This window comes from Niastella sp. sgz303648 (assembly GCF_059587045.1).
Genome location: NZ_JCAPSW010000019.1, coordinates 22,866 through 46,396, shown reverse-complemented (window position 1 = coordinate 46,396; position 23,531 = coordinate 22,866). Strand labels below are relative to the sequence as shown.

The 23,531-nt window shown below is 44.9% G+C and carries 12 protein-coding genes; 7 read left to right on the top strand and 5 right to left on the bottom strand.

Going from position 1 to position 23,531, the window contains the following annotated elements; genetic code table 11:
* The first annotated feature begins 250 nt into the window (after positions 1 to 250).
* The 3 genes from AC59IL_RS33620 to AC59IL_RS33610 all read left to right on the top strand — a co-directional run bounded on the left by AC59IL_RS33620 (position 251) and on the right by AC59IL_RS33610 (position 4,490).
* Positions 251 to 1,654, top strand: coding sequence for a Gfo/Idh/MocA family protein (locus AC59IL_RS33620; protein WP_496556645.1), 1,404 nt, complete (start codon positions 251 to 253; stop codon positions 1,652 to 1,654).
* A 236-nt stretch (positions 1,655 to 1,890) separates the two neighbouring features.
* A complete protein-coding gene (locus tag AC59IL_RS33615; protein ID WP_496556644.1) occupies positions 1,891 to 2,970 on the top strand; it encodes an Ldh family oxidoreductase in 1,080 nt (359 codons plus the stop codon).
* 194 nt (positions 2,971 to 3,164) lie between these two features.
* Positions 3,165 to 4,490, top strand: a complete 1,326-nt coding sequence (locus AC59IL_RS33610; RefSeq protein WP_496556643.1) for an aspartate kinase — start codon at positions 3,165 to 3,167, stop codon at positions 4,488 to 4,490.
* Positions 4,491 to 4,568: 78 nt separating this feature from the next.
* Here the strand turns inward: AC59IL_RS33610 and AC59IL_RS33605 are convergent, their stop codons facing one another.
* On the bottom strand, positions 4,569 to 5,489 hold the full coding sequence (locus AC59IL_RS33605; protein WP_496556642.1) for an alpha/beta hydrolase: 921 nt from the start codon (positions 5,487 to 5,489) through the stop codon (positions 4,569 to 4,571).
* A gap of 332 nt (positions 5,490 to 5,821) precedes the next feature.
* On the opposite strand from AC59IL_RS33605, the gene AC59IL_RS33600 reads away from it, so the two are divergent.
* Positions 5,822 to 6,253 carry a hypothetical protein gene (locus tag AC59IL_RS33600; protein ID WP_496556641.1) on the top strand — a complete coding sequence of 144 codons (432 nt, stop codon included), beginning with the start codon at positions 5,822 to 5,824 and terminating at the stop codon, positions 6,251 to 6,253.
* Between the two features lie 130 nt (positions 6,254 to 6,383).
* On the opposite strand, the gene queA is transcribed toward AC59IL_RS33600, so the two are convergent.
* Positions 6,384 to 7,433 carry a tRNA preQ1(34) S-adenosylmethionine ribosyltransferase-isomerase QueA gene (gene queA / locus AC59IL_RS33595; protein ID WP_496556640.1) on the bottom strand — a complete coding sequence of 350 codons (1,050 nt, stop codon included), beginning with the start codon at positions 7,431 to 7,433 and terminating at the stop codon, positions 6,384 to 6,386.
* Positions 7,434 to 8,009: 576 nt separating this feature from the next.
* On the opposite strand from queA, the gene AC59IL_RS33590 reads away from it, so the two are divergent.
* The gene (locus AC59IL_RS33590; RefSeq protein WP_496556639.1) at positions 8,010 to 11,906 is read left to right on the top strand and encodes a TraB/GumN family protein; all 3,897 of its coding nucleotides are present in this window, start codon (positions 8,010 to 8,012) and stop codon (positions 11,904 to 11,906) included.
* 140 nt (positions 11,907 to 12,046) lie between these two features.
* Positions 12,047 to 12,589 carry a DUF1415 domain-containing protein gene (locus AC59IL_RS33585; RefSeq protein WP_496556638.1) on the top strand — a complete coding sequence of 181 codons (543 nt, stop codon included), beginning with the start codon at positions 12,047 to 12,049 and terminating at the stop codon, positions 12,587 to 12,589.
* Positions 12,590 to 12,655: 66 nt separating this feature from the next.
* On the opposite strand, the gene AC59IL_RS33580 is transcribed toward AC59IL_RS33585, so the two are convergent.
* Positions 12,656 to 14,386 carry an ABC transporter ATP-binding protein gene (locus AC59IL_RS33580; RefSeq protein WP_496556637.1) on the bottom strand — a complete coding sequence of 577 codons (1,731 nt, stop codon included), beginning with the start codon at positions 14,384 to 14,386 and terminating at the stop codon, positions 12,656 to 12,658.
* Between the two features lie 142 nt (positions 14,387 to 14,528).
* Positions 14,529 to 19,958, bottom strand: a complete 5,430-nt coding sequence (locus tag AC59IL_RS33575; RefSeq protein ID WP_496556636.1) for an alpha-2-macroglobulin family protein — start codon at positions 19,956 to 19,958, stop codon at positions 14,529 to 14,531.
* A 319-nt stretch (positions 19,959 to 20,277) separates the two neighbouring features.
* Between AC59IL_RS33575 and pbpC the strand changes: the two genes are divergently transcribed.
* Positions 20,278 to 22,659 (top strand): penicillin-binding protein 1C, encoded by a 2,382-nt coding sequence (gene pbpC, locus AC59IL_RS33570; RefSeq protein ID WP_496556635.1) that lies wholly within the window; start codon positions 20,278 to 20,280, stop codon positions 22,657 to 22,659.
* A 96-nt stretch (positions 22,660 to 22,755) separates the two neighbouring features.
* Here pbpC and AC59IL_RS33565 read toward each other — a convergent pair whose 3' ends face one another.
* Entirely contained in the window at positions 22,756 to 23,472 is a 717-nt protein-coding gene (locus AC59IL_RS33565; protein ID WP_496556634.1) for a head GIN domain-containing protein, read from the bottom strand.
* Positions 23,473 to 23,531 lie beyond the last annotated feature (59 nt).

Sequence of the window (23,531 nt, the reverse complement as noted above, 5' to 3'; positions counted from 1 at the left end):
TTCGGTTCTAAGTTCCGGGGGCTCAGTCACAAATATATAGCTATAAGATTATTTTAATAATGTTGTTTTTATTTTATGGTTTGGTTTTTGCATAACTCTTGCCCGGATTGCCAATTACCACTCCATTCCCGTGAAAGCCCCCGTGAATATTGAATATCGAATATCAAATGTGAAATGTTGAAGCGAAAACCCTTCGAAATTCATCATTCAACATTCAATATTACTATCTGTTACCTTAACTCTTATGAATATGTCAAAAGACTACACTTCGGCCCGCCGCAAATTTTTAAAACAGCTAACTGCTTCAACAGCCATGCTGGCTGCAGGCCCCTTTGCCTCACTGGCCAATCACGAAAAACTCGAAGAACGGATCATTCGTTATCAGCGACCCATCAGCCCCAATGACACCATTCGCATAGGCCTTATTGGTACCGGCATTATGGGGCATAGCGATTTGGAAACAGCGTTGAAGGTGCCGGGTGTTGAGCTGGCAGGCGCCTGCGATTTATATACCGGCCGGCTTGAACGGATGAAAGAGTTATATGGCAGTACCTTATTTACCACACAGGATTATCGCGAACTGCTTAATAAAAAAGATATCGATGCCGTGATCATTGCAACCACCGATGTATGGCATGCACGCATAGCTACCGAAGCATTACGAAAAGGAAAACATGTTTACTGCGAAAAACCCATGGTGCATAAATTATGGGAAGGGTTGCCGCTCATAGGCGCCCATCGCTTAAGCAAAAAAGTAATGCAGGTAGGAAGTCAGCGGGTAAGCAGCATTGCCTACCTCAAAGCAAAAGAATTATACAAGGCCGGAGAAATTGGACAGCTGAATTGTGTTGAAGCGACCTACGACCGCCAAAGCGCCATCGGCGCATGGGAATATACCATGCCCACCGATGCTTCGCCACAAACGGTTGACTGGCGACGCTATACATCGGGCCAGCCTCCGATGCCTTTTGATCCTAAAAAGTTTTTCTGGTGGCGTAATTATAAAGCATTCGGCACCGGCATGGCCGGCGATTTGTTTGTGCATCTGTTATCGGGTATTCATATGATCACCGATTCAAAAGGGCCCAACAGAATTGTTTCGAGCGGACAATTATCTTACTGGAAAGATGGCCGCGATGTTCCCGATGTAATGACAGCTATTATGGATTATCCGCTTACCAAAGACCATCCTGCGTTTCAGGTAATGCTGAGAGTGAACTTCATTAGTGGCAGCGGCAATAAAAGTGTTATCCGTTTAATAGGCACCGAAGGGATGATCGAAATGGATGGAAACGGATTTACCCTGTCGCACAGCCTGCTGCCCAAAGCGCCCGGTATTGGCGGCTACGATGCATTGAGCACCTATCCGCAGGCTATGCAGGATGTATTGAAACAACAATACAACGATCACTGGACCAAAGACGATCAGAAAAGACCCGAAAAAGCGCCGGTAAAATACCAGGTGCATGAAGGATACAGCGACCACCTCGATCACTTCACGAATTTCTTTGACGCCATTCGTTCAGGCACCATGGCCAACGAAGGACCCGAATTTGCCTTTCGCGCTGCTGCGCCCTGCCTGGCAGCCAACGATAGTTATTTTCAAAAGAGAATTATTTTCTGGGACCCGGTTAATATGAGACTGAAAGCATAGTTATAGTTTATGGTTTGTGCCCGCCCGGATGACCCGGTCGGACGGGGTTTGAAGTTTGTTGTTGCTACCGCGCTTTGGAATTTCTGAATATTAGCAACAGTCTGTATTTTTCTGAAGCATTGAACTAAGAAAGCTTTTAACCTATTCATCAGTTCAGGTTTTAATCAGCGTGACCGAACCGCAAGAAACCACAAACAACAAACCACAAACCTCAAACTTTTTGCTTTCTTTGCACCATGTCTGAAAAAACATATTCGTATCAACAGTTATTCAACTTCACCAATCAGATATTTCAACACATAGGATGCAGTGCAGAGCAGGCCGAACTGGCTGCCAGAGTTTTGATTAGTGCCGATTTACGCGGCATCGACTCACATGGCGTAGCCCGCCTCAGCGGGTATGTTCGCCTGTGGGATGCAAAACGGGTAAATGCCAAACCCGAAATCAAAATCATTCACGAAACACCCTCCACGGCAGTGATCGACGGCGATAGCGGATTAGGCCTGGTAGTGGCGCCTTTTGCCATGCAGGTGGCTATCGATAAAGCCAAAAACGTAGGTACCGGCTGGGTAAGCGTGCAAAACAGCAATCATTTTGGTATTGCCGGTTATCATGCCATGATGGCCCTGCAACACGATATGATCGGCATGGCCATGACCAATGCAAGTCCGCTCGTAGCGCCTACTTTTTCAACAGAAAGACTGCTGGGCACCAATCCTATTTGCGTTGCCATTCCCGGTGGTGAAGAACCGGCTTTTGTGGCCGACCTGGCCACCACTACGGCCGCCAATGGCAAGCTGGAAATATTACAACGTAAGAACCAGGAAGCTCCGCAGGGCTGGATACAGGATAAAACCGGACAATCTTCCACCAATCCGCACGAATTAAAATCAGGTGGCGCTTTGCTGCCCCTGGGCGGTGATCGAGAACATGGCAGCCACAAAGGCTATGCGCTGGGAGCTATTGTAGATATTTTTTCGGCCGTGCTGAGCGGCGCCAATTATGGCCCCTGGGTACCTCCCTTCCCCGCCTATGTACCTATGCCCACCGAAATGCCCGGCAAAGGCATTGGTCATTTCTTTGGCGCTATGCGGGTTGATGCTTTTCGCCCCGCTGCTGAATTTAAACAGCATATGGATAAATGGATCAGGCGTTTTCGCACTGCCAAAACTGTTGAAGGACAGGACCAGGTGCTTATTCCCGGCGATCCTGAACGCGAAATGGAAGTGGCCAGAATGAAAAACGGCATACCTATTCTTGATGCGGTGGATGAAGACCTGCAATCGCTTGGAGCAAAATTTAATATTAGTCTATAAGTTTTGTGCTATTAATCTGTTTCCGGTTACCGGATGCCGGTTACCGGAAACAGGGAACAGGAACCAGGTAACCGGAAACAGGTACCCGGCACCATTAAAAGTTCCTGCTTGCGTAACTGATAACTGCTATTGGCCAATTGCCAACTGGCAACTGCTTATTATCTTTGCAGCCCTTAACTAAAAGCAACTTAGAAATGAAAATTATGAAGTTCGGTGGTACCTCGGTTGGCAAACCCGAAAGGATGCACCAGGTAGCGCAACTGATTACCAAAGACAACAGCGAGTCGCGCATAGTTGTTTTAAGTGCATTAAGTGGTACTACCAATGCACTTGTATCCATTGGAGAAGCCATGGCATCGGGCAACCGTGAGCAGGCCAAAGAACAAATCAATAAGCTGGAAGCACATTATCAGTCGTTTATAAAGGAACTGGTGAAAACCGACAAGGCTTATTCGAAGGCCAAAAACATTGTATCGGAACATTTTGAGTTTCTCAACATCATATTGAAGATTTCTTTCAGCGAAGCATTGAGCAAGGATATCCTCGCACAGGGCGAATTGCTGAGCACCAAATTATTCAGCGTTTATCTCGAAGAAAAAGGCATCGATCATATGCTGTTGCCGGCGCTTGAATTTATGGTTATCGATACGCAGGATGAGCCGCAACTGAGCACCATCAAAGAAAAATTAGCCCGCTTATTACAGCAGCACAGCAGCAAAAAATTATTCATCACGCAGGGATATATCTGCCGCAATGCCCGTGGCGAAGTAGATAATCTGAAACGCGGAGGCAGCGATTATACAGCATCACTGGTAGCAGCTGCAGCCAATGCATCGGTATGTGAAATATGGACCGATATCGACGGCATGCACAACAACGACCCTCGTATTGTGAAAAAAACAGTACCGGTTGAACAACTTAGTTTTGAAGAAGCCGCCGAGCTGGCTTACTTCGGCGCCAAAATATTGCACCCTACCTGCATCTGGCCCGCACAGCAGCAAAAAGTACCGGTGAAACTGCTCAATACCATGCAGCCCGAAGCAATTGGTACCACCATTACCCAGGAAGCTGGTTCGGTAGGAGTAAAAGCAGTAGCAGGCAAAGACGGAATTATTGTTATCAATATCAAGAGCAGCCGCATGTTGCTGGCTTATGGTTTCCTGCGTAAGATATTTGAGGTATTTGAAAAATACCGTACGAGTATTGACATGGTAACTACTTCAGAAGTTGCAGTATCGGTAACCATCGATAATGGAGGCAGTTTAGCATCTATTGTAAAGGAACTGGAGCCGTTTGGAACTATTACCGTAGAAGATAATTATACCATTATTTCTGCAGTAGGTAATGAAATAGCACAAACCAACAATATACTGAGCAAACTGTTCGAAGCCTTAATACCCGTGCCTGTACGCATGGTAAGTTACGGCGGCAGCAAACATAATATTTCAATGCTCGTTCCTTCATCTTACAAAACACAAACCCTGCAATTGCTTAACAAAGGATTGTTTGGCCTGGAATAATGAATATCGAATAATGAATGTCGAATTTCGAAGTTGTTTTCACTTCATCATTCGACATTCATTATTTAACATTCGATATTACCTTTTGAGCCACCCATTCTTATCCAGCCATTCCTGCACCATATCTATCCACTTCACATCACTGGTAGGATTGTTTAAACCGAAACCATGACCGCCCTGTTCGTACAGGTAAAAATCAAACGGTACTTTGTTCTTTTGCAAAGCAGTAGCAAACAACAGCATGTTCTGCACTTTTACAGCACTGTCGTTTTCGGCATGTACCAGATAGGTGGGCGGTGTTTTTTTGGTAACATGTAATTCGTTCGAATACTCCAGCTTTTTTTCGGGCGAAGGATTTTTTCCCAGCAGATTATCTCTTGAACCCATGTGCGTAATGCTGTCGGCAAAACTGATCACCGGGTAAACCAGTATCATAAAATCGGGTCGCAGGTTGGTTTTACGGCCCGCGTTTATATAGGCGTGATTAAAATGGGTGCCGGCCGTTGATGCCAGGTGTCCGCCGGCCGAAAAACCAATTATGCCAATGCGGTCTTTATCGATATTCCATTCCTTTGCTTTTTCACGCACCAGCTGAATGGCTCTTTGCGCATCCTGCAGTGGGCCGATTTCTTTATTGATCATCGTGGCGTCGCTGGGCAGGCGGTATTTTACAACAAAGGCGGCCACACCCATTTCGTTAAACTTTTTTGCCACATCGCTTCCTTCATGACTGGCTGCCTCAATACGATAACTGCCGCCGGGAAATATAAGAATCCCCGTGCCGGTAGCTTTTTCTTTTGGGGGTAAATAAACGGTGATTGCAGGCCTGCTGATATTACTGATACGCACCTTACCGCTTTGATCGGTATCTGATTTTTCTTCATCAGGCGTTGATATGGAATTGGGAATTGAGTCGGTGTACAATGGCAATACTGTTTGTGAATAGCTTACCAATGCACAGCAAAGTATAGTTGTTAAAAGGCTGATTTGTTTTTTCATACATCGGTACTTATAAATCAAATTTACTTTTATTGCATTAAAATTAATAACCATTCTTTTACACCCCCGCAAATCGTGCAGGTATAAAGAATATTACTCAGGTATCGCATACCTCACGAAAACTTCGCTTATTCGACGTTAAAAATTGATCATTCCCGGCCGTATGTCGTTGCATCGGACCAATATTACCACTATCAACGTTAGACTCCCTTTCTTCCTATACCCTTTTAGCCCTAATATTTGCTGAATATTAAGTTAAATGCCCACTGCGGCTGAAACGAAAGGCAGACAGTAATACGATCTTTATTGTATCACTAACAAAACCTCATTGTATGAAAAAAATCTACCTGCTTTTTCTTCCCTTCTTCTTCATTCTTATTGCCGCCTGCAGTAAAGACATTTTTAAATCATACGACAAACGTATAACGGGAGGAACCTGGGAGCTATATGATGTAAATACATTCGGCATCGGCAGCCGGTACAGCCCGGCTTTCGTTAACGGTTATTTTACGTTTATGGAATCGGGCCGGTTGCAATACCAAACCCCTCAGGGCGAGGTGTACGAAGGCAGCTGGGATATACGCCGTGAAAGACCATCCGACGACGATGGCCATGTTCGCAGTTTATTTGTAACTGTGGTAAATTTTCAAACCCAGGATGTGTTGTCGGAGTACTTCGATGAAATGTGGTTCACGGGCACCAACCACTTCAAGGCGCAGATCAACAGCGGCTCAAGATCATATACGTTTAAGTTTAAGAGATAAGTAAAGCTAAACGCTTAATGCTGAACGCCAGCCAACTGTTCAACACCCCTTTAGGGGATGGGGGGCAAAAAATAAGCCCCGTCAACGACGGAGCTTAATTTCTTATAACTTATTACTTAAAACTTACAACTTAGATAACCAGCATTGCATCGCCATAGCTGAAGAAGCGGTATTTGTCTTTGATCGCTTTTCTGTACGCTTCCATAGCCAGGTCGTAACCGGCAAATGCGCAAGTCATGATCAGCAAACTGGTTTTAGGCAGGTGCAGGTTGGTAACCAGTGAATCGGCAATATTGAACTGGTAAGGCGGATGTATAAAAATGTTAGTCCAGCCTTCAGACGGCTTCAGCAGCTTTTCAGCGGTATACGAGCTTTCAAGTGCCCGCATGGTGGTAGTACCAATGGAGCAGATACGGTGATTGCCCTGGATCGCTTTATTTACAATTTTGCAGGCCAGGTCTTCAATTTTATAATATTCCGCATCCATCTTGTGTTTGCTGAGGTCTTCGACTTCAATGGGGCGGAAAGTACCCAACCCCGTGTGCAGGGTTACTTCGGCAAAACGAACGCCTTTTATTTCCAAACGTTTAATCAGCTCAATGCTGAAATGCAAACCGGCGGTAGGCGCCGCCACAGCTCCTTCGTGCTTGGCATATACAGTTTGATAACGTTCTTTATCTTCTGTCTCGGGTTTGCGTTTGATATATTTTGGCAATGGGGTTTCGCCCAAAAACTCGAGCATATTGCGAAACTCCTCGTCGGTACCATCCCACAAAAAGCGAATGGTTCTTCCGCGCGAGGTGGTATTATCAATAACTTCAGCAACCAGTTCATCGTTCTCACCAAAGTACAGCTTATTGCCAACGCGAATTTTACGGGCCGGATCAACGATAACATCCCACAGCCTGTTTGGCTTGTTCAGTTCACGCAACAGGAAAACCTCAATTTTTGCTCCTGTCTTTTCTTTTCTGCCATACATACGGGCCGGAAACACTTTTGTGTTGTTTACAACGAACACATCCTTGTCATCAAAATAATCCATGATGTCGCGGAAATGCTTGTTTTCAATCTGGCCGGTTTTACGATGCACAACCATCAAACGGGAATCCTCACGTTTTTTTGCAGGGTGCTGGGCAATAAGGTTAAGTGGTAAATCGAACCGGAACTGTGAAAGTTTCATGTGTATTTTTAACTGTTTTTAAATGCCACATGATACGAACGAGGAGGGGGTAAGATCAGGGTACATCGGGGGCTATTCCGATACAAACGAGGTCTTACGGCACCAGGTTTGATATCATGTAAGGCTCAAATTCGAGCGGGCAAAGGTAAATAAAAAAAAGTCCAAACCCAAATTAAAAATCAATAATATGCCCCGCATATAGCCTGCTGCAGCTATTCCCGTCATTGCGTAGCGCCAACAAATATTCTTCATTACAATATATTCGTTACCATACTCTTCTAATGAATTGGTTACGGGGTTTGCACAACCCTTTGTCTATACTTACACTACTTTACAATTACCCTGAAAGCGCAAAGAGATAATAAAGTGCGCTTTTAAGGTAGCCAAAGGGTTGCGTAAAACCGGATCAGGGGTGGTGAAAACCTGTTTTGCGTCAACAGTTATTTAGACTGTTAAACTTAACGGCATTGATAAATTTTGAAATAATCCACTGCCCCGATGTGGCATATTATTACGAATTTTATGTTGGAAAATAAAAGCGCCTTCGGCCCCGCCTTCCGGCTATAATTTTAATATATGAGAAAATTTATCGCCCTTCTTCCTGTTCTGTTAATTGCAATAGCCGTTCCCACACTGGCGCAACGACCTGCGCATCCTAAATTACCTGCTGCGCTGCACAATGCGCCTGTAACACAACGCCCCGCTTCGAAAAAATATCCCAGCCTGTTATGGGAGATCAGCGGCAATGGTCTTAAAAAACCATCTTACCTCTTTGGCACCATGCATGTAAGCGATAAACTGGCCTTTCATCTGGGAGATTCTTTTTATACCGCCATCAAAAGCGCCGATATAGTTGCCCTCGAAACCAACCCCGAAAGCTGGCAGGACGATTACAGTCAGTCGGTTTTCTTCAGAGGACGCCGCAATGCAAACAGCATGCTGAACATGTATAACAACCGGTGGGAATGGCCTTCAGACCATATGCGCATCACTTCCTTTGCCATCGACCGTTACGAAGAATCCATTAAAGCGGCGCTGGCCGTTGAACCTTCGATGATCAATGGCATGTTGTACCGGACCTACGGCCGGCAGTCGGAAGATTTTGAAGAAGACACGTTTCTCGACATGTATATTTTTCAAACCGGTAAAAAGCTCGGCAAAAGAGTGAGCGGAGTTGAAAATTTTCAGGAAAGTGAAAAACTGGTTATGGAAGCCTATCGCGATATGGTGCGCGATCAGAATAAAAAAAGAAGAAGTTACGATTACGAAGGCATGATGACCAACCCTAAAAAGGTTGAAGATGCCTATCGAAAAGGCGATCTCGATCTGCTCGATTCACTGGAAAGCCTCACTATTTTTTCCGACGCCTTCCAGGAAAAATTTTTATACAAACGCAATGAAATACAGGCCAACTCAATCGACTCCATCATAAAAAAAATGTCGCTGTTCGTAGGCGTGGGCGCCGCCCACCTGCCCGGCAAACGCGGGGTGATTGAATTATTACGGAAAAAAGGATACACCCTGCGACCCGTTCATATGGACGATCGCAACAGCAACCAGAAAGAAATGGTTGATAAAATTCGTATCAACAACGCCTTTACCAACCAAACCGCCGATGACGGTTTTTATACAGTGGCTATTCCCGGAAAAAAGTTTTACCGGTTTACCGACTGGAACGGTATGGACGTAGTGCAGTATGCCGACATGGTGAACGGCGCCTATTACATGGTAACCCGCATAAAAACAAACAGTCTTTCGTGGGGTCATAACAGTGAAACGGTGTACCATAAAATCGACAGCCTTTTATATGAAAACATTCCCGGTAAAATACTCCACAAAACACCTCTGGTTAAAAACGGCTACAAAGGAATGGATGTGATCAACCGTACCCGCCGCGGCGATTACCAGCGCTACCAGATTTTTGTAACACCTTTTGAGATCGTTCTGTTCAAAATGAGCGGCAACGGCGAATACGTGAATACAGGCATCGAATCGCAGGAATTTTTCAATTCCATTAAACTGAAAGAATATACTGCCGGCAACTGGCTTACCTGGCAACCATCTACAGGCGGGTTCAGCATACAGGTGCCGCATGTACCTTCGTTATTAAAAGATAACAGCTTTGGTACCGACCGGCTCGAATACGCCTCCCATGACGAAGCAACCGGAAACAGCTTCCTCATCATGAAGACAAACCTGCACAATTATTCTTTTATTGAGGAAGACAGTTTTGAACTGAACCTGATGGACGAAAGCTACGGGTACTCCAACTTCATCAATAAGCAACTCAGCCACCGGTTCACCACTGTTAACGGTTATCCCGCCCTTGAATGCAAATACAAACACAACGATGGCAGTTTCAGCAGTGTAAAATATATTATTCACGGACCGGTTTATTACGCCGTTATTGCCAATTATAAAAACGACAATCCCGGCGTGCAACGCTTTTTACAATCCTTTACCATTACACCCTATATTTATCCGCTGGCACAAACACACACAGATACTTTACTGAATATAACGGTGACATCGCCCTTATACATCGAAACGAATAAAAAAGGCGAAGCAGCCGACGGGCTCGACGACTTTATTCAAATGGCCTATGGCTTAAGCGATGATGATGACAACGACTATAATTTTTCATCCTTCAGCACACGCTTAATCGGCAATGATACCATAGGCGAAAAAATTCTCGTTACGCACCTGCGCCTGCCTCAATACCAATACAAAAAAGACAGTACGCAATTATGGAAGAATATTGCAGGCAACAGCTGGTTTTCCGACAGCTCATTTATCATAAAGCAAAACGACCAGTATACGTTGACCAATGGCATGCATTGCAGGGATATTCAGCTAACAGATACCAACAGCAGCCGCCTGCTAATGGCCCGATTGTTTTATAAGAACGGACATTTCTTCAGCATTTCAACACTCACCGATACATTAAGCAAACAAAGCGCCTTATTAAAAAACTTTTTCAACACGTTTAAACCGGCCGATACCCTTAAAGGCGAATCGATGTTTGTTCGAAAAACGGCCCGTTTCTTTAACGACCTGTTCAGTAAAGACACCGTAGCTGTAAAAAAAGCACGCAGGGTGTTGTACCAGGTGTCGTTCGATTCGCTCGACGTACCATTGATCAAAGCAGCCATTGATTCACTGAACTGGAAGATGAAAGATTACCTGACGCTGAAAAAATATTTCATTGAAAGTCTTGGCCGCCTGCAGGATTCGTCTATTACCCCCTGGCTGCAAAAATTATACTGGAAAGTAAAGGATACGGCCGACTGGCAATCGGCTATTTTAAACGCCCTGCTGAACCAGCGCACCAAAGCATCATTTACGGCATTCAAAGAACTGGTATTGCAGGAACCACCAATTACCGATGACGATGCTTCGTATATAAGACCGCTCAGAATACCAGGCATGGCCGATGTAAGTGTAACGATGCAAAAGCAAACCAAAAAGAATTCATGGTACGGCCGCTGGGCGCCGTTATATGATACGCTGGCGCTTACCAAAGTTATTTTCCCCGATATGCTGCAGCTGATGAATATCGAAGACTACCGTAGCGATATAATGGGTCTGCTGGTATCTATGGTCGACAGCGGCTATTTGCATGCGGCAGACTATGAATCTTATTTTCCCAAGATATATCTCGAAGGAAAACAACTGCTGAAGAAACAAATGGCCAAAGAAAATAAAGTTAACATGGAAAGGGCCGCCCGTAAAGATGCGCCCGCTTCGTTGTATTCGGGTTATGATGATGACGACGCCGGCCAGGTTTCGGATGCAGGAAATAGTGAGTTGGATAAGTATGCAGTATTATTGCTGCCTTTCCACGACAAGAACCCCGGCGTGCAAAGCTTTTTTGAACAACTGTTAAAAACGCAGGACAGGCGCCTGTTGTACAACACGTTTATTTTGCTGGTACGCAATAACCATAAAATAAACGATTCGCTGTTTTTGAAATATGCGCAAATTGATGAATACCGCAGCGAATTGTACGATGATCTTGAAAAAATGAAGAAGATCGACAGATTTCCGCGTCAGTTTAAAACCCAGCCGGCTATTACGAAAAGTCTGCTTACAAAAACCCTTACCAACTACGATAAAATCGATACGCTTATTTACCTTGACAAACTACCTGTATCGTATGACCATAAAAAAGGGTATGTATACTTTTACAAGTACAAACGCATGCGTGATGATGTAGCCTGGCAACTGGCCAGCGTGGGCCCTCAACCCGAAAAAGCCGATGCGGTTGATGTACAGAACGACGACTTTACCACGGCCGAAGAAAGCCGTAAACTCGAAACTGATAAGCCTGTAAAAGAACAGTTGCAAAAAATGTTAAAGGAAATGTTGTATGCCCGCCGAAGCAGCGCCTCGGTATTTTACGACGCCCGTTCGTACAGTTTGTATAAAAATTATTTATCAGAGATGGTGAAAAGCCAGCGGTATCGGGATTGATGGCTTTATGGTTTTATTGTTTGATTGTTGTGGTCTCCGAAATTCGAAGAGGCTGCAAAAATAAAGCAGCTTTAAAATTGAACCGTTCAACCATCAAACAGTCAAACAATCAAACCATCTATTAGTTATCTTTACCTGCTATGTTTGATGAACAACTGGTGATAACCCAAACAAAAAACTGGATTCAAAAGCTGGTAATAGGATGCAACTTCTGTCCTTTTGCATCGAGGGAGTTTAAACAGAACAGCATTCATTACCAGATTGAAACCGGCACTACGCTTACAACTGGCCGGCAGGCCATATTGAATGAATGCAAGCGGCTCGATAAGGATAAATCCATCGGCACCACCTTACTTATCTTCCCCAATGCATTTCGTGAATTTGAAGCGTACTGGCAATTTGTTGCCTATGCCGAAAAATTGCTGCAGCAAAAGAAATACACAGGTGTTTACCAGATAGCCAGTTTTCATCCGTTATATCAATTCGAAAATACACCCTTCGATGATCCTGCCAATTTCACCAACCGGTCGATATACCCCATGCTGCACTTTCTGCGCGAAGATCATGTACGTCAGGCACTGAAACATTACCCCAATGCCGAAGCTATTCCTGAACGCAATATTCAGTTTGCGAGGGAAAAAGGGGTAGCTTATTTGAAGATGCTTATTGAGAGCTGTATTTAAGTTGACACGGTTAACAAGTTGACAAGTTAAAAAGTTAACTGATCAACTTTTCAACTTATCAACTCCTCAGCCAACAACTCCTTTGGGAATAGAATTAATTAATTGTCGCGTATATTCTTTCTGCGGATGAAAATACACCTGATCGGCATCACCGATCTCCTCGATCTTTCCTTTGTTCATTACCATAATGCGATCGCTGATATACCGTACTACCGATAAATCATGTGATATAAAAACGATGGTAAAGCCCATTTCTTTTTTCAGATCGTTCAACAGATTTAATACCTGCGCCTGCACGCTTACATCCAATGCCGACACAGATTCATCGCACACAACAAAAGAAGGATTCAGCGCCAGCGCCCGGGCAATTACAATGCGTTGCCGCTGACCACCAGAAAATTCGTGCGGGTATCGATGAAAATGTTCCGGCTTCAGATTTACTTTTTCAAGCAGCTCAATCACTTTGTCTTTGCGTTGCTGCTTTGTAGTTATAATATTATGCACCTTTAACGGCTCTGCTATGGCCGAACCGATCGTTAAACGGGGATTGAGTGAAGAATAGGGATCCTGAAAAATGATCTGGATATCTTTTCGCATTTGCTTCATGGCACCGGCATCTACCGTGCTCAGGTCAACGCCGTCGTAATGCACTGAGCCCGATGTAGGCTGAATAAGCCCCAGCAACGTTCGGCCAAGCGTGGTTTTACCGCAGCCCGACTCCCCTACCAGCCCCAGCGTTTCGCCTTTATATATTTCAAACCTGATATTGTCAACAGCCTTTACGTATTCCAACGGCTTGCCTAACAAACTTTTTTTCGAAGGGAACCAAACATTCAACCGCGATACCTGTATAAACGGAGGCCTCGGTGCTTTTGAATCTGGTGTTGCAGGCACTGCAGACTCACTAATAGGGCCTGTAAAATTTGCCGGATTGAAAGAACGCTTGTTTTCGAGAAAATCACTTACAACAGGCAACCGCTCTCTTTTCGGATGCAATACGGGCCTGCATGCCAGCAAGCCTTTGGTATAGGCATGTTGCGGATTACGGAAAATAGCTGCCACCGGTCCTGCTTCAACAATTTCTCCTTTATACATTACAACTGCCCGGTCGGCCACTTCGGCTACAACGCCCAGATCGTGTGTAATAAATATTACGCCCATCTGTTGCGTTTGCTGCAATTCTTTTATCAGCTGCAGAATGGTTTTCTGTACGGTTACATCCAGCGCTGTTGTAGGCTCATCACAAATCAGTAGTGATGGTTCGCAGCTCATGGCCATGGCAATCATCACGCGTTGCTTTTGTCCGCCGCTGAGCTGGTGCGGATACCTGCGAAACAATTGTTCAGGATTGGGCAGCCTCACCTGCCTGAACAGTTCAATTGTTTTTTGAGCAGCTTCTTTTTTGGGGATGCGCTGATGCAAACGGATGGCCTCCTGCACCTGGTGCCCGCAGGTAAAAACCGGGTTTAGCGAGCTCATGGGTTCCTGAAAGATCATGGCTATTTTATTGCCCCGTATTTCGCGTAGCTGGTCCTGCGATTGGGTAAGCAGGTTTACCGGCGTTTCGCCATCGGGTGAAAATAATATTTCTCCGGTGGGATACCTGGCCGGTGGTTTGGGCAGCAATTGTAAAATTGATAATGAAGTAACCGATTTACCCGAACCCGATTCGCCCACAATAGCCACTATTTCGCCACGATTAACGGTGAGCGAAATATTTTTAACCGCAGTAGTTGTTTCAATATCTGTTACAAAATCTACCTGCAGGTTATTGATTTGTAGTAGCGGGTTCGCCATATTGTTTTGAGCTGGGTGTAAACAAATATAGCGATTAAAAGAAAAAGTCCGAAAGACCGGAAGACGGCAAAGTCCGAAAGAATACTGCTCACATTGCATTTTCTTTCGGACTTCCGGACTTTCCGTCTTTCGGACTTACTTATTACTTCTTAACTACCCTAATCACGCCCGCCCCATTATACGAATGATATTCTCCGTTATACATAGCTTCGGCGCTGACCGGACCCATGTGGTAATTACCGGGCGATACGGCGCGTACAGCATAATAATATACCTGGCGGCTACTATTCAGATCAACGAATAAATTAATACGATCGTCGCGCACATCCAGTGCAGTAGGCGTACCTGCATCCTGTACCCAGTCCATACCCGGAATTTCTTTGGTGCGCGGATTTTCGATTTCAAACCCGGCAGGCAGCATGTCGGTGATCACAATATTATCAACATTACCGGCATATGCTTTTTCGAGCGTGATCTGCACAACCACCAGATCGTTTTGGGTAAATGAATTATCACTCACCGGGCGACCAAAGCGATCGAAGAACCGGCGACGTACCCGCAGGAAATTATCTTCTTCTTTATAAGTACCGCTGGCGCTGATGCCTTCACTTTGCCAGTAATAATATAAACGGCCATCGCCTTTCGAAGCGATTTCGATATTGGTGCCGCCTAATTGTTTGGCAGTTAATTTAAGCGAACTGGCCTCCACTCCTGCTATTGTTTTGCCATTTACTTTAACATCTGCGGTAATGGTCGCTTTATTTGCAGCACGCGCCATTTTACCCAGGGCCAGAAAACTAAACGAACATTCCTGCGTACTGTACCAGGGACGTTGTTTCAATTTATCGGCTACGTGTTTGGCCATAATGGGTATTTGCGGGTTCGAAGGATCTGCATCGAGCAACGCATTCAGTGAAATGGCTTCATCGCGAATATCCGAATAAAAGCTGCCGCCTGTTTGTGCAACTGAAACTTCACCACTGAAAGATGAAGGCAGCATTTCACGGAACTTTGCTTTATCACCTGCAATGGCATAAGCTACGCTTAACAGGTACTTACAATCAAGACTCAGTAACTGGGGATTGGCTTTATAATAGTTCATGGCGCTCACATTGGGCTTGCCTGCAAGAGCCAGCACATATAAACCATAGGCCACTTCTTTAGGAGCAATTTTCTTTTTCTCGGTTTGATTATAGTAGTACAAAATAGTTTCTTTCCGCTTCAACTGGTTGTTGATGTAGTTCAGAATACCATTCAGCACATTCTTATCTACATCGAATCCGGCTTTTTGCGCTTCAAGCAAAAAATGACCGGCATAAATGGTAGCCCATTCATTTTCTGAACCTTCACCATCCCACAGGGTAATGGCGCCATTGTATAATTGCCGCAGTTTTATTTTACGAATCGCTTCCAGCACATTCCAGTTAGCATTTGAACGCGCGCCGGGCTTGTTTTGCAACTGATCGGCCAGATCGCCAAAATACAATTGCGGGAAAGCGATAGATACCGTTTGTTCGGTACAACCAAACGGATACATCACCAGGTACTTCATTTGTTTTCCTAACTCAAGCGCCGGACTTCGACTTACCACCAGCTGATAATCGGTACTGTTTGGCAGAAAATCGTTCAACGGAATATTAACGCGCTGCACACTGCTGTTGGTTATAGAACCGCTTCCGGTAACAACCTGTAATGGCGATGCAGGACGCACGCTGATTTCGGTTTCATCGGCAAATTTTTCGCCCAGTCCCTGAACTTCTACCATCACCTTTCCAACACTTACGGCCGGCGATGCCACCACCTGAAACAGGGCCTGGTTTTCGCTATTGCTATTGAGCGAAAGTGATTGTTGTTTATCGCCCAACACACGCAACGGCCCATTTACATTTAATGTAGCTGTTGCCGAAGCCGACTTGTTAGTAGTATTGGTAATGGTAACGGGAATATTCACCGTATCACCCGGACTCAAAAAGCGGGGCAATGCAGTGCTTAATACCAACGGATCAGCAACGGTCATCGCCGCTTCACCACTGCCAAAGCTTTCGTCTTTATAAGCTACGGCCATCAATCGCACTTCGCCGCTGAACTGCGGAATATCAAATTCAAAATCTGCTTCACCACTGCCGTTCACTTTGGTACTACCGCTCCAGTACGACACAATTTTAAATCGTTTGGCCGGCATAGGGTTGGTGCGTTTGCTCATTTCCACTTCGCCGTCACCGCCGGTGCTGCTCAGCTGAGCTTTTAATTCAGGGAACAACAACGGATATAGATCATAAGCGTTTACTTCAAGTGCTTTAGCCGCATAGAAGTGATTGTACGGATCGGGTGTTGAAAAATTGGTTATCTGCAATACGCCATTGTCAACGGCAGCCAGTGTTACATAACTGTTGGGCGCTGCTTTTACCGTAACCTTTTGATGCGTGCGCGAACGAACCGATTTCTGCGCTACAATTTCAACCGGTATTTTGCGGCTCTTCTCTTCAACTTTCAAACTTTGAAAACCATGCGCCACCGTAAGGGGAATATCGCTTACATCGTGTGGTTTTATCAACGTAGCCGTTACATACACGTTCGGCAGGTGGTCGGAAGTTATTTTAAGATCAACCGAAGCAGTACGATTATCAACATTTACATATTGGTACGATACCACTTTATCGGTTTCCATGGTTACCAGCATGCGGCCGCTGAACGGCGTTTTAAACAACACTTTGGCGCTTTCGCCTGCCTGGTACGATGTTTTATCGGGCTCGATATCGATATTGCCTTCGGTATTTACTTCAAACGAAGTGTTATCGCCGCCCCAGTAACCGTAGCTATAAAATTCTTTGCTTACATAGCTGTTTGAGCCAGGTACAGCCACCCGTAATTCGTAAGTACCGGGTGAACGCGGCACAAATGAATAACTTGCATTTTCACCACTGATGCTGATAGTTTGCGCTGACACTATTTTATCATCGGGCTGCGATTCGTACCTGAAGTAACTGCCGTTTTTGGTAAGCACGGTACGAAACTCATGTTTGATCACTGTTACATCGGCCTTTGCACCATTCAGTACATTTTCGCTTTTATCAAGGGCAATCAGCGGAAACTTTACCATCTGGTTCAAAGGATAATACCAGTAGCCGTCGCTGCCGATGCCAAAAAATACATTCTGCGTATAAATATTGGCCGAAATACTGCGACTCACCGGGCGGCCGGTTTCATCAAATACTGTAGCATAAAAGGTAGCTTCCAACAATCCTTTGTTCTTAAACAGATCGGGCACCGCATATACTTCACGGGCATTACCATTATCATCGGTGCTGCCTTCTTTAACTGTTTTATCGAACGACATTCCCTGGTTAACAATGCTGTAATCGTACTGGTTATATTTTTTGGGGTTGAAGTTTATGGCGCTCACCTGTATCTCGGCTTCATAATTGCGATGCGCCGCAGGCGGACCAAAAAAGTTAACTGCATTGATATTTAAACTGGTAGTTTGACCCGGTTCCAGTGAAGGTCTGTCGAGCTTAGCGGTTACCTTAATGCGATCGGGTACAAATTCTTCAATACTGAAATTCTTACTGGCCAGCAATACATCGTTCGACGTATACACCTCCAGCGTATAACTACCTGTAATAGCCGCTTCTGAAATATCCACATCGCCATCAGTGGCTCCCTGCACATTCAGGGTTTTACGAAAATTCTTTAATTCTTTTCCGTTTGGCAGTAAGAACTTCATCTTTACCGGTAGTTCGCCCGGCGACTTCCACAAACGATCGCGAAGGATAACGGAGAAATTTACTTTTTCACCGGGGCGGTAAATATCGCGCTCGGCATAAACAAAGGCATCCAGTCCGGTGCTGTTGCTGCGCTTGCCGCCCACTGAAAACTTCGATGTATTTACTTTGGTATTGCTAAACGGCAGGTAGTTGAAATCATCGGCTGTTTTGGCAATGATCATAGCCGGCTTAAATCCTGCATACTCTTTTCGCGACAAAGCAACTTCTGCAACACCATCTGCATTGGTAGCGCCGGTTCCCAGCACCTGGTTATTGTTACCATATACCACCACATTCATACCGTTTAACGGCTGTGCTGTTTTGATGGAGTTGGCAAATACAAACAGCTTATCTTTTCCTTCTTTGGCAATTAAACCGATATCTGATTTTGAAATAAACCGGCTGTCGCTGATCCAGTAATCGGTTGCCGATCGTATTTTAATATGATAAATACCTTTAAAATCGGGTAAACGATCTTCGATATTAAAGCTGAACAGGCGGCTGTTGCCATATTTGGGTAACGAACGCGTATCGATTTCCTGTTCATAGATCACATCGCCCAAAGCGCCTTCATCGCCTGAACCGCCGCCGTAATCGCCTTCATATTCTTCCTCGCCACCCTCACTGCTGCTTTGCTCCCTTTTATCGGCCGGCGTATACCCATAACGTTGTGCAGCCAGCAGGTTGCTTTCATATATTTTTGAAATGATCACTTTTACTTTGGGGATGTTAATAATGCGCACTTCAAGATTCTGATTACCCAGGGCCGACAGGTACACGGCTTTACTATTACCAAAACGCAATGAAGGCTCCAGCTCGCCAAAAGCGATGTTATTATTGTATTCTTCGCGCAGCACACCGCCTATTTTTCCACGCAATCCTTTGGCAATGGTGAACACATAACTTTTGTCGGCATCGAAATTTTCACTCGTTACCGAAAAGCCGTCTTCGGTTTGTTCAACAGAGAATTTTATAGCCGGATTGAAATGGATCAGCGAAGCAACATTCTGCATCAGCACCTGCTGACTGGTACGTACATACACTGTACCGGTTAATCCGTCGTGCTCGGCATGCACATCATTAATAGTAAGATTATAGGGCGAAGGAATGAATACTTTATTTTCAATAGATTCTTTGGTACCATTCACACCGCCATCGGGCACTATTCCTTTTTCAAGGGTAACCTTTGCCTCGAGGTCTTTATCTTCCATCTTTAATCCTGCCACCCGTAACGACATCTTGCTATCGTTGACGGTTGTTAGTATGCTGTAATTAACCGGTTTGCCGCCGATGGTCAGCGTCATTTTATCTTTAATAACAGCCGGGTTAATGGCATAATTAAAATATAGGTCAACCTGCGGATATGGCGTAGCCGAATGCTGATCGGGCAACATCCAGGTTACGTTCGAATTATCGAGCTGCAGATAAGGTGTATTAAAAGTTATTTCATCGCCTTTGTTCAGCTTACCATATTTGCTAAATTGTAATATATCGTTGCGCAACTTTGCCTGAAAGGTAGTGGCAGGCGAAAGAGGCTGTGCCGGAGAAAAAACCAGTTCATCGGGATGCTCCCAGCGAAAACGCCCATTGATCTTTGGTTCAAAGGAAATGTATTCGGTAGAATCCCATTGGTTCAACAATGAATCAGACACCAGCGATTTATCAAAACGGAAAACAAGATTGCCTAACGGCTGCACTTCACCTTTGGCATTGGTATAATTTAAAGAAACAGTGCTTCGATTACAGCCAAACAAAAAAATCAATAAGGGTATGGCTGCAGTAATAAGCGAAAACAGTGGCTTGCGCATATAGGGTTAAAGTTATAGTGGGGTTTTTGGTTGCGGGCAACAAAATACAAAAAGGAATTAATAATGGAAATGATTCCTGTTACGTTAATAAGAAAAGCGGAAATTAGCAAAGAAACTAAGGAGGCAGGCTTGACGAAGCCATAGAATTGAAAATTGTATCCGAAAGTTACTTGCAAATTTTACAACTTGCCTGTTAATTTGTTATTAAAGCGTAAAGGCTCGCGCCAAGGCGCAAAGCCTTTTCTTAGCGTTCTTACAGATCGCGAAGCGATCAAATTTGTCCCGCCATGGCGGGAGCGCCTTTGCGAAAAATAAAGAAATGAAAAACCTTAAACTGATAGAAATAAAAAGACTGATCAATCAGGCTATTGCCTGGAAACCCGCAAAGCCGGTTCCGGCTTTTTTATATAAATGGTTCAAACGCTCAGTCATTACGCTGGCAGCGGTTGTTATCATATTCTTTTTACTGAACTGGCTATTTCCCCTACCCGATCGCATTGAATATTCAACCATTGTTACCGACAGTAAAGGCGAAGTGGTGCATGCGTTTTTAACAAAAGACCAAAAATGGCGCATGAAGACCGAGCTCGATGAAATATCGCCCCTGCTTCGCAAAACCATTGTTGAAAAAGAAGATAAATACTTCTATTCGCATCCCGGCATAAACGCCCTCGCCATCAGTCGCGCTTTTGTAAAGAATATCTTTAAATGGAAACGAACTTCCGGCGCTTCAACCATTACCATGCAGGTAGCCCGCGCCCTTGAACCCAAACGAAGAACCTATTTCAACAAACTGATCGAAATGTTCAGAGCGCTCCAGCTCGAACTAAAATACAGTAAGAACGAAATACTGCAACTGTACCTGAACCTGGTTCCCTATGGCGGCAATATCGAAGGCGTAAAGTCGGCATCTATCCTGTACTTCAAAAAAAATCCCGATCACTTATCACTGGCCGAAATCACGGCGCTATCAATAATACCCAATCGCCCTTCTTCGCTGGTAATGGGTAAGCACAACGACCGCATTGCGCAGGAACGCAACCGCTGGCTGCAGCAATTTGCAAAGGATAAGGTGTTTACGCAAAAAGAAATTCAGGATGCCATAAGCGAACCGCTCACCGCAACAAGAGGAACGATTCCGCAACTGATACCGCATCTTGCCTGGAAACTGAAACAACAGGGCGGCGATATCATTAAAACGAATATTGAATTAAACACCCAGCTGAAAACCGAAAAGCTGGTAGCAGATTATGCCCGCATTCTCACTTTAAAAAATATACGCAATGCGGCAGTGATCATCATCAATAACCAAACGCATAACGTAATCACCTATGTAGGCTCGGCTAATTTTACCGATACCATCGATGCCGGTCAGGTTAATGGCGCCAAAGCCATACGCCAGCCTGGCAGCACATTAAAACCGCTGTTGTACGGATTGTGCATCGACGAAGGACTGATGACACCTAAATCGGTGATCACCGATGTGGCCGTTAACTATAATGGGTACGCACCCGAAAACTACGACAAGCAGTTTAATGGTTACGTTACCATGGAGTATGCGCTGGAACATTCGCTCAACATTCCTGCTGTAAAAGGATTGCAATTGCTGGGGAAAGATGCGTTTATTGAAAAGCTGGGCGCATGCAATTTTGAACAGATCAAAAAAGACCAGCGCAAACTGGGTTTATCGATGATACTCGGCGGATGCGGCGCCACGCTCGAAGAACTGACCGGGATGTACACCATATTTGCAAACAACGGCCAATTTGTAACGCCCAATTATACACAAGCGCCAACACAGGCGGGCAAAGGAGTAACCATTTTAAGCCCGGCGGCTACTTTTATGATCAACGAAACGTTATCGAAAGTAAACCGCCCCGATTTTCCGCTGAACTGGCAAAGCACCGAACACATGCCAAAGATCGCCTGGAAAACCGGTACCTCCTATGGCCGTCGTGATGCCTGGAGCATTGGGTATAATAAAAAATACACCGTAGGTATATGGACAGGCAACTTTTCGGCGCTTGGCATTCCTGAGTTAAGTGGCGCCAACATTGCCACGCCGTTGCTGTTCAAAATTTTCAATACCATCGATTACGACAGCGACGAAGAATGGTTCACCCAGCCGAAAGATTGCGACATACGCATGGTTTGCTCCGAAACGGGGTTGCCACCGGGCGAGCATTGCACAAACACGGTAACAGATTATTTTATTCCGTTGATATCTTCGACCCAGCTTTGCAACAATATGCAGGAGGTAGCTTTATCGGCCGATGAAAAGATATCGTATTGCAAAACCTGTATGCCGGCCAGCGGTTATAAAAAGAAATGGTACCGCATTGTTACGCCCGATATGCAACGCTTTTATGAAGAAAGGCATATAGTATACGAACATATGCCGCCGCATAACCCGGCCTGTGAACGGGTATTTAAAGAGGGGGGGCCGGCCATTACATCGCCCCGTAATGGCTCGGAATATTTTATCAGCAAAAAACACCCCGAGCCATTACAGCTTTCGTGCAATGTGGGTAATGATGTACATAAAGTTTACTGGTATATAAACGACCAGTTTTATAAGGCAGATGTAGCGCACAACCGCCAGTTTTTTATACCCGAGGAAGGCCCTGTAAAAATTTCCTGTACCGATGATAAAGGCAGGAACAGAGATGTGTGGATACGGGTGAAATTTGTTAATTTATAAACAATGCTGAACGCCTAATGCTTAACGCACGGATCACTAAGGCATTCAGCGTTTTGCGTTCGGCGTTCGGCATTTTGCGTTCAGCGTTTAGCGTTCTTAATCCAGCTTCTTCACGCCCCCGCTCCCTGCAATATGGCTATCGACCTGAGCGCCGCCTTTATAACGAACATCGCCGCTGCCGGCAACATTTACATTTAGCTTTACACTGCTGTACACTTCAGCATCGCCGCTGCCAACTATTTTAACGGTTGTTTCTTCCGATTTCAGGCCAAGCGCCCTGATATCGCCGCTGCCCACGATTTCGCCGCTGAATGATTTTGCATCGCCGATAAGGTTCATATTACCGCTGCCGCGTACTTCGGCCATTACTTCCGGCGCATCAACATCTACCTTAATATCTGCACTTCCGTTTACTTCCAGTTCAATTTTTGAGGGATCAGTGATCTTCGACTGGCTGATAATATTACCCGAACCATTCGATTGAATTTTATTAAATGCCGGAGCGCTCACAAATACCTTAATGCTTCTTTCGGGCCGCAACCAAACTCCTTTGCGTGTGCTCACTTTTAAAACATCTCCATCAATATAAGTTTCAATATAAGGCAACAGGTTTTCTTCTGCCTCGATTTTTACCGAGGGTCCGCCCGATGACACATACACATCAAAAGATCCTGATGATACTACACCATGAAAACCCGATAAATTCCGGTCTTCTGTTTTCACGTTTCTGTTTCCATGTACACGTCTGCCGCCAAACCGGCAGGATGATATTACGATAGTACCTAACAGCAGGAACGAAAGCCAATTTTTCATATTATGTGGTTTAGTTTGATTTAGTTATACAAATTAACCGGTTTTTACTGCATTTGACG

Coding starts and splice junctions, on each gene's coding strand:
- AC59IL_RS33590 (WP_496556639.1), top strand. CDS start 8,010: ATGAGAAAATTTATCGCCCTTCTTCCTGTTCTGTTAATTGCAATAGCC.
- AC59IL_RS33565 (WP_496556634.1), bottom strand. CDS start 23,472: ATGAAAAATTGGCTTTCGTTCCTGCTGTTAGGTACTATCGTAATATCA.
- AC59IL_RS33615 (WP_496556644.1), top strand. CDS start 1,891: ATGTCTGAAAAAACATATTCGTATCAACAGTTATTCAACTTCACCAAT.
- AC59IL_RS33605 (WP_496556642.1), bottom strand. CDS start 5,489: ATGAAAAAACAAATCAGCCTTTTAACAACTATACTTTGCTGTGCATTG.
- pbpC (WP_496556635.1), top strand. CDS start 20,278: ATGAAAAACCTTAAACTGATAGAAATAAAAAGACTGATCAATCAGGCT.
- AC59IL_RS33610 (WP_496556643.1), top strand. CDS start 3,165: ATGAAAATTATGAAGTTCGGTGGTACCTCGGTTGGCAAACCCGAAAGG.
- AC59IL_RS33585 (WP_496556638.1), top strand. CDS start 12,047: ATGTTTGATGAACAACTGGTGATAACCCAAACAAAAAACTGGATTCAA.
- AC59IL_RS33600 (WP_496556641.1), top strand. CDS start 5,822: ATGAAAAAAATCTACCTGCTTTTTCTTCCCTTCTTCTTCATTCTTATT.
- AC59IL_RS33620 (WP_496556645.1), top strand. CDS start 251: ATGTCAAAAGACTACACTTCGGCCCGCCGCAAATTTTTAAAACAGCTA.
- AC59IL_RS33575 (WP_496556636.1), bottom strand. CDS start 19,958: ATGCGCAAGCCACTGTTTTCGCTTATTACTGCAGCCATACCCTTATTG.
- queA (WP_496556640.1), bottom strand. CDS start 7,433: ATGAAACTTTCACAGTTCCGGTTCGATTTACCACTTAACCTTATTGCC.
- AC59IL_RS33580 (WP_496556637.1), bottom strand. CDS start 14,386: ATGGCGAACCCGCTACTACAAATCAATAACCTGCAGGTAGATTTTGTA.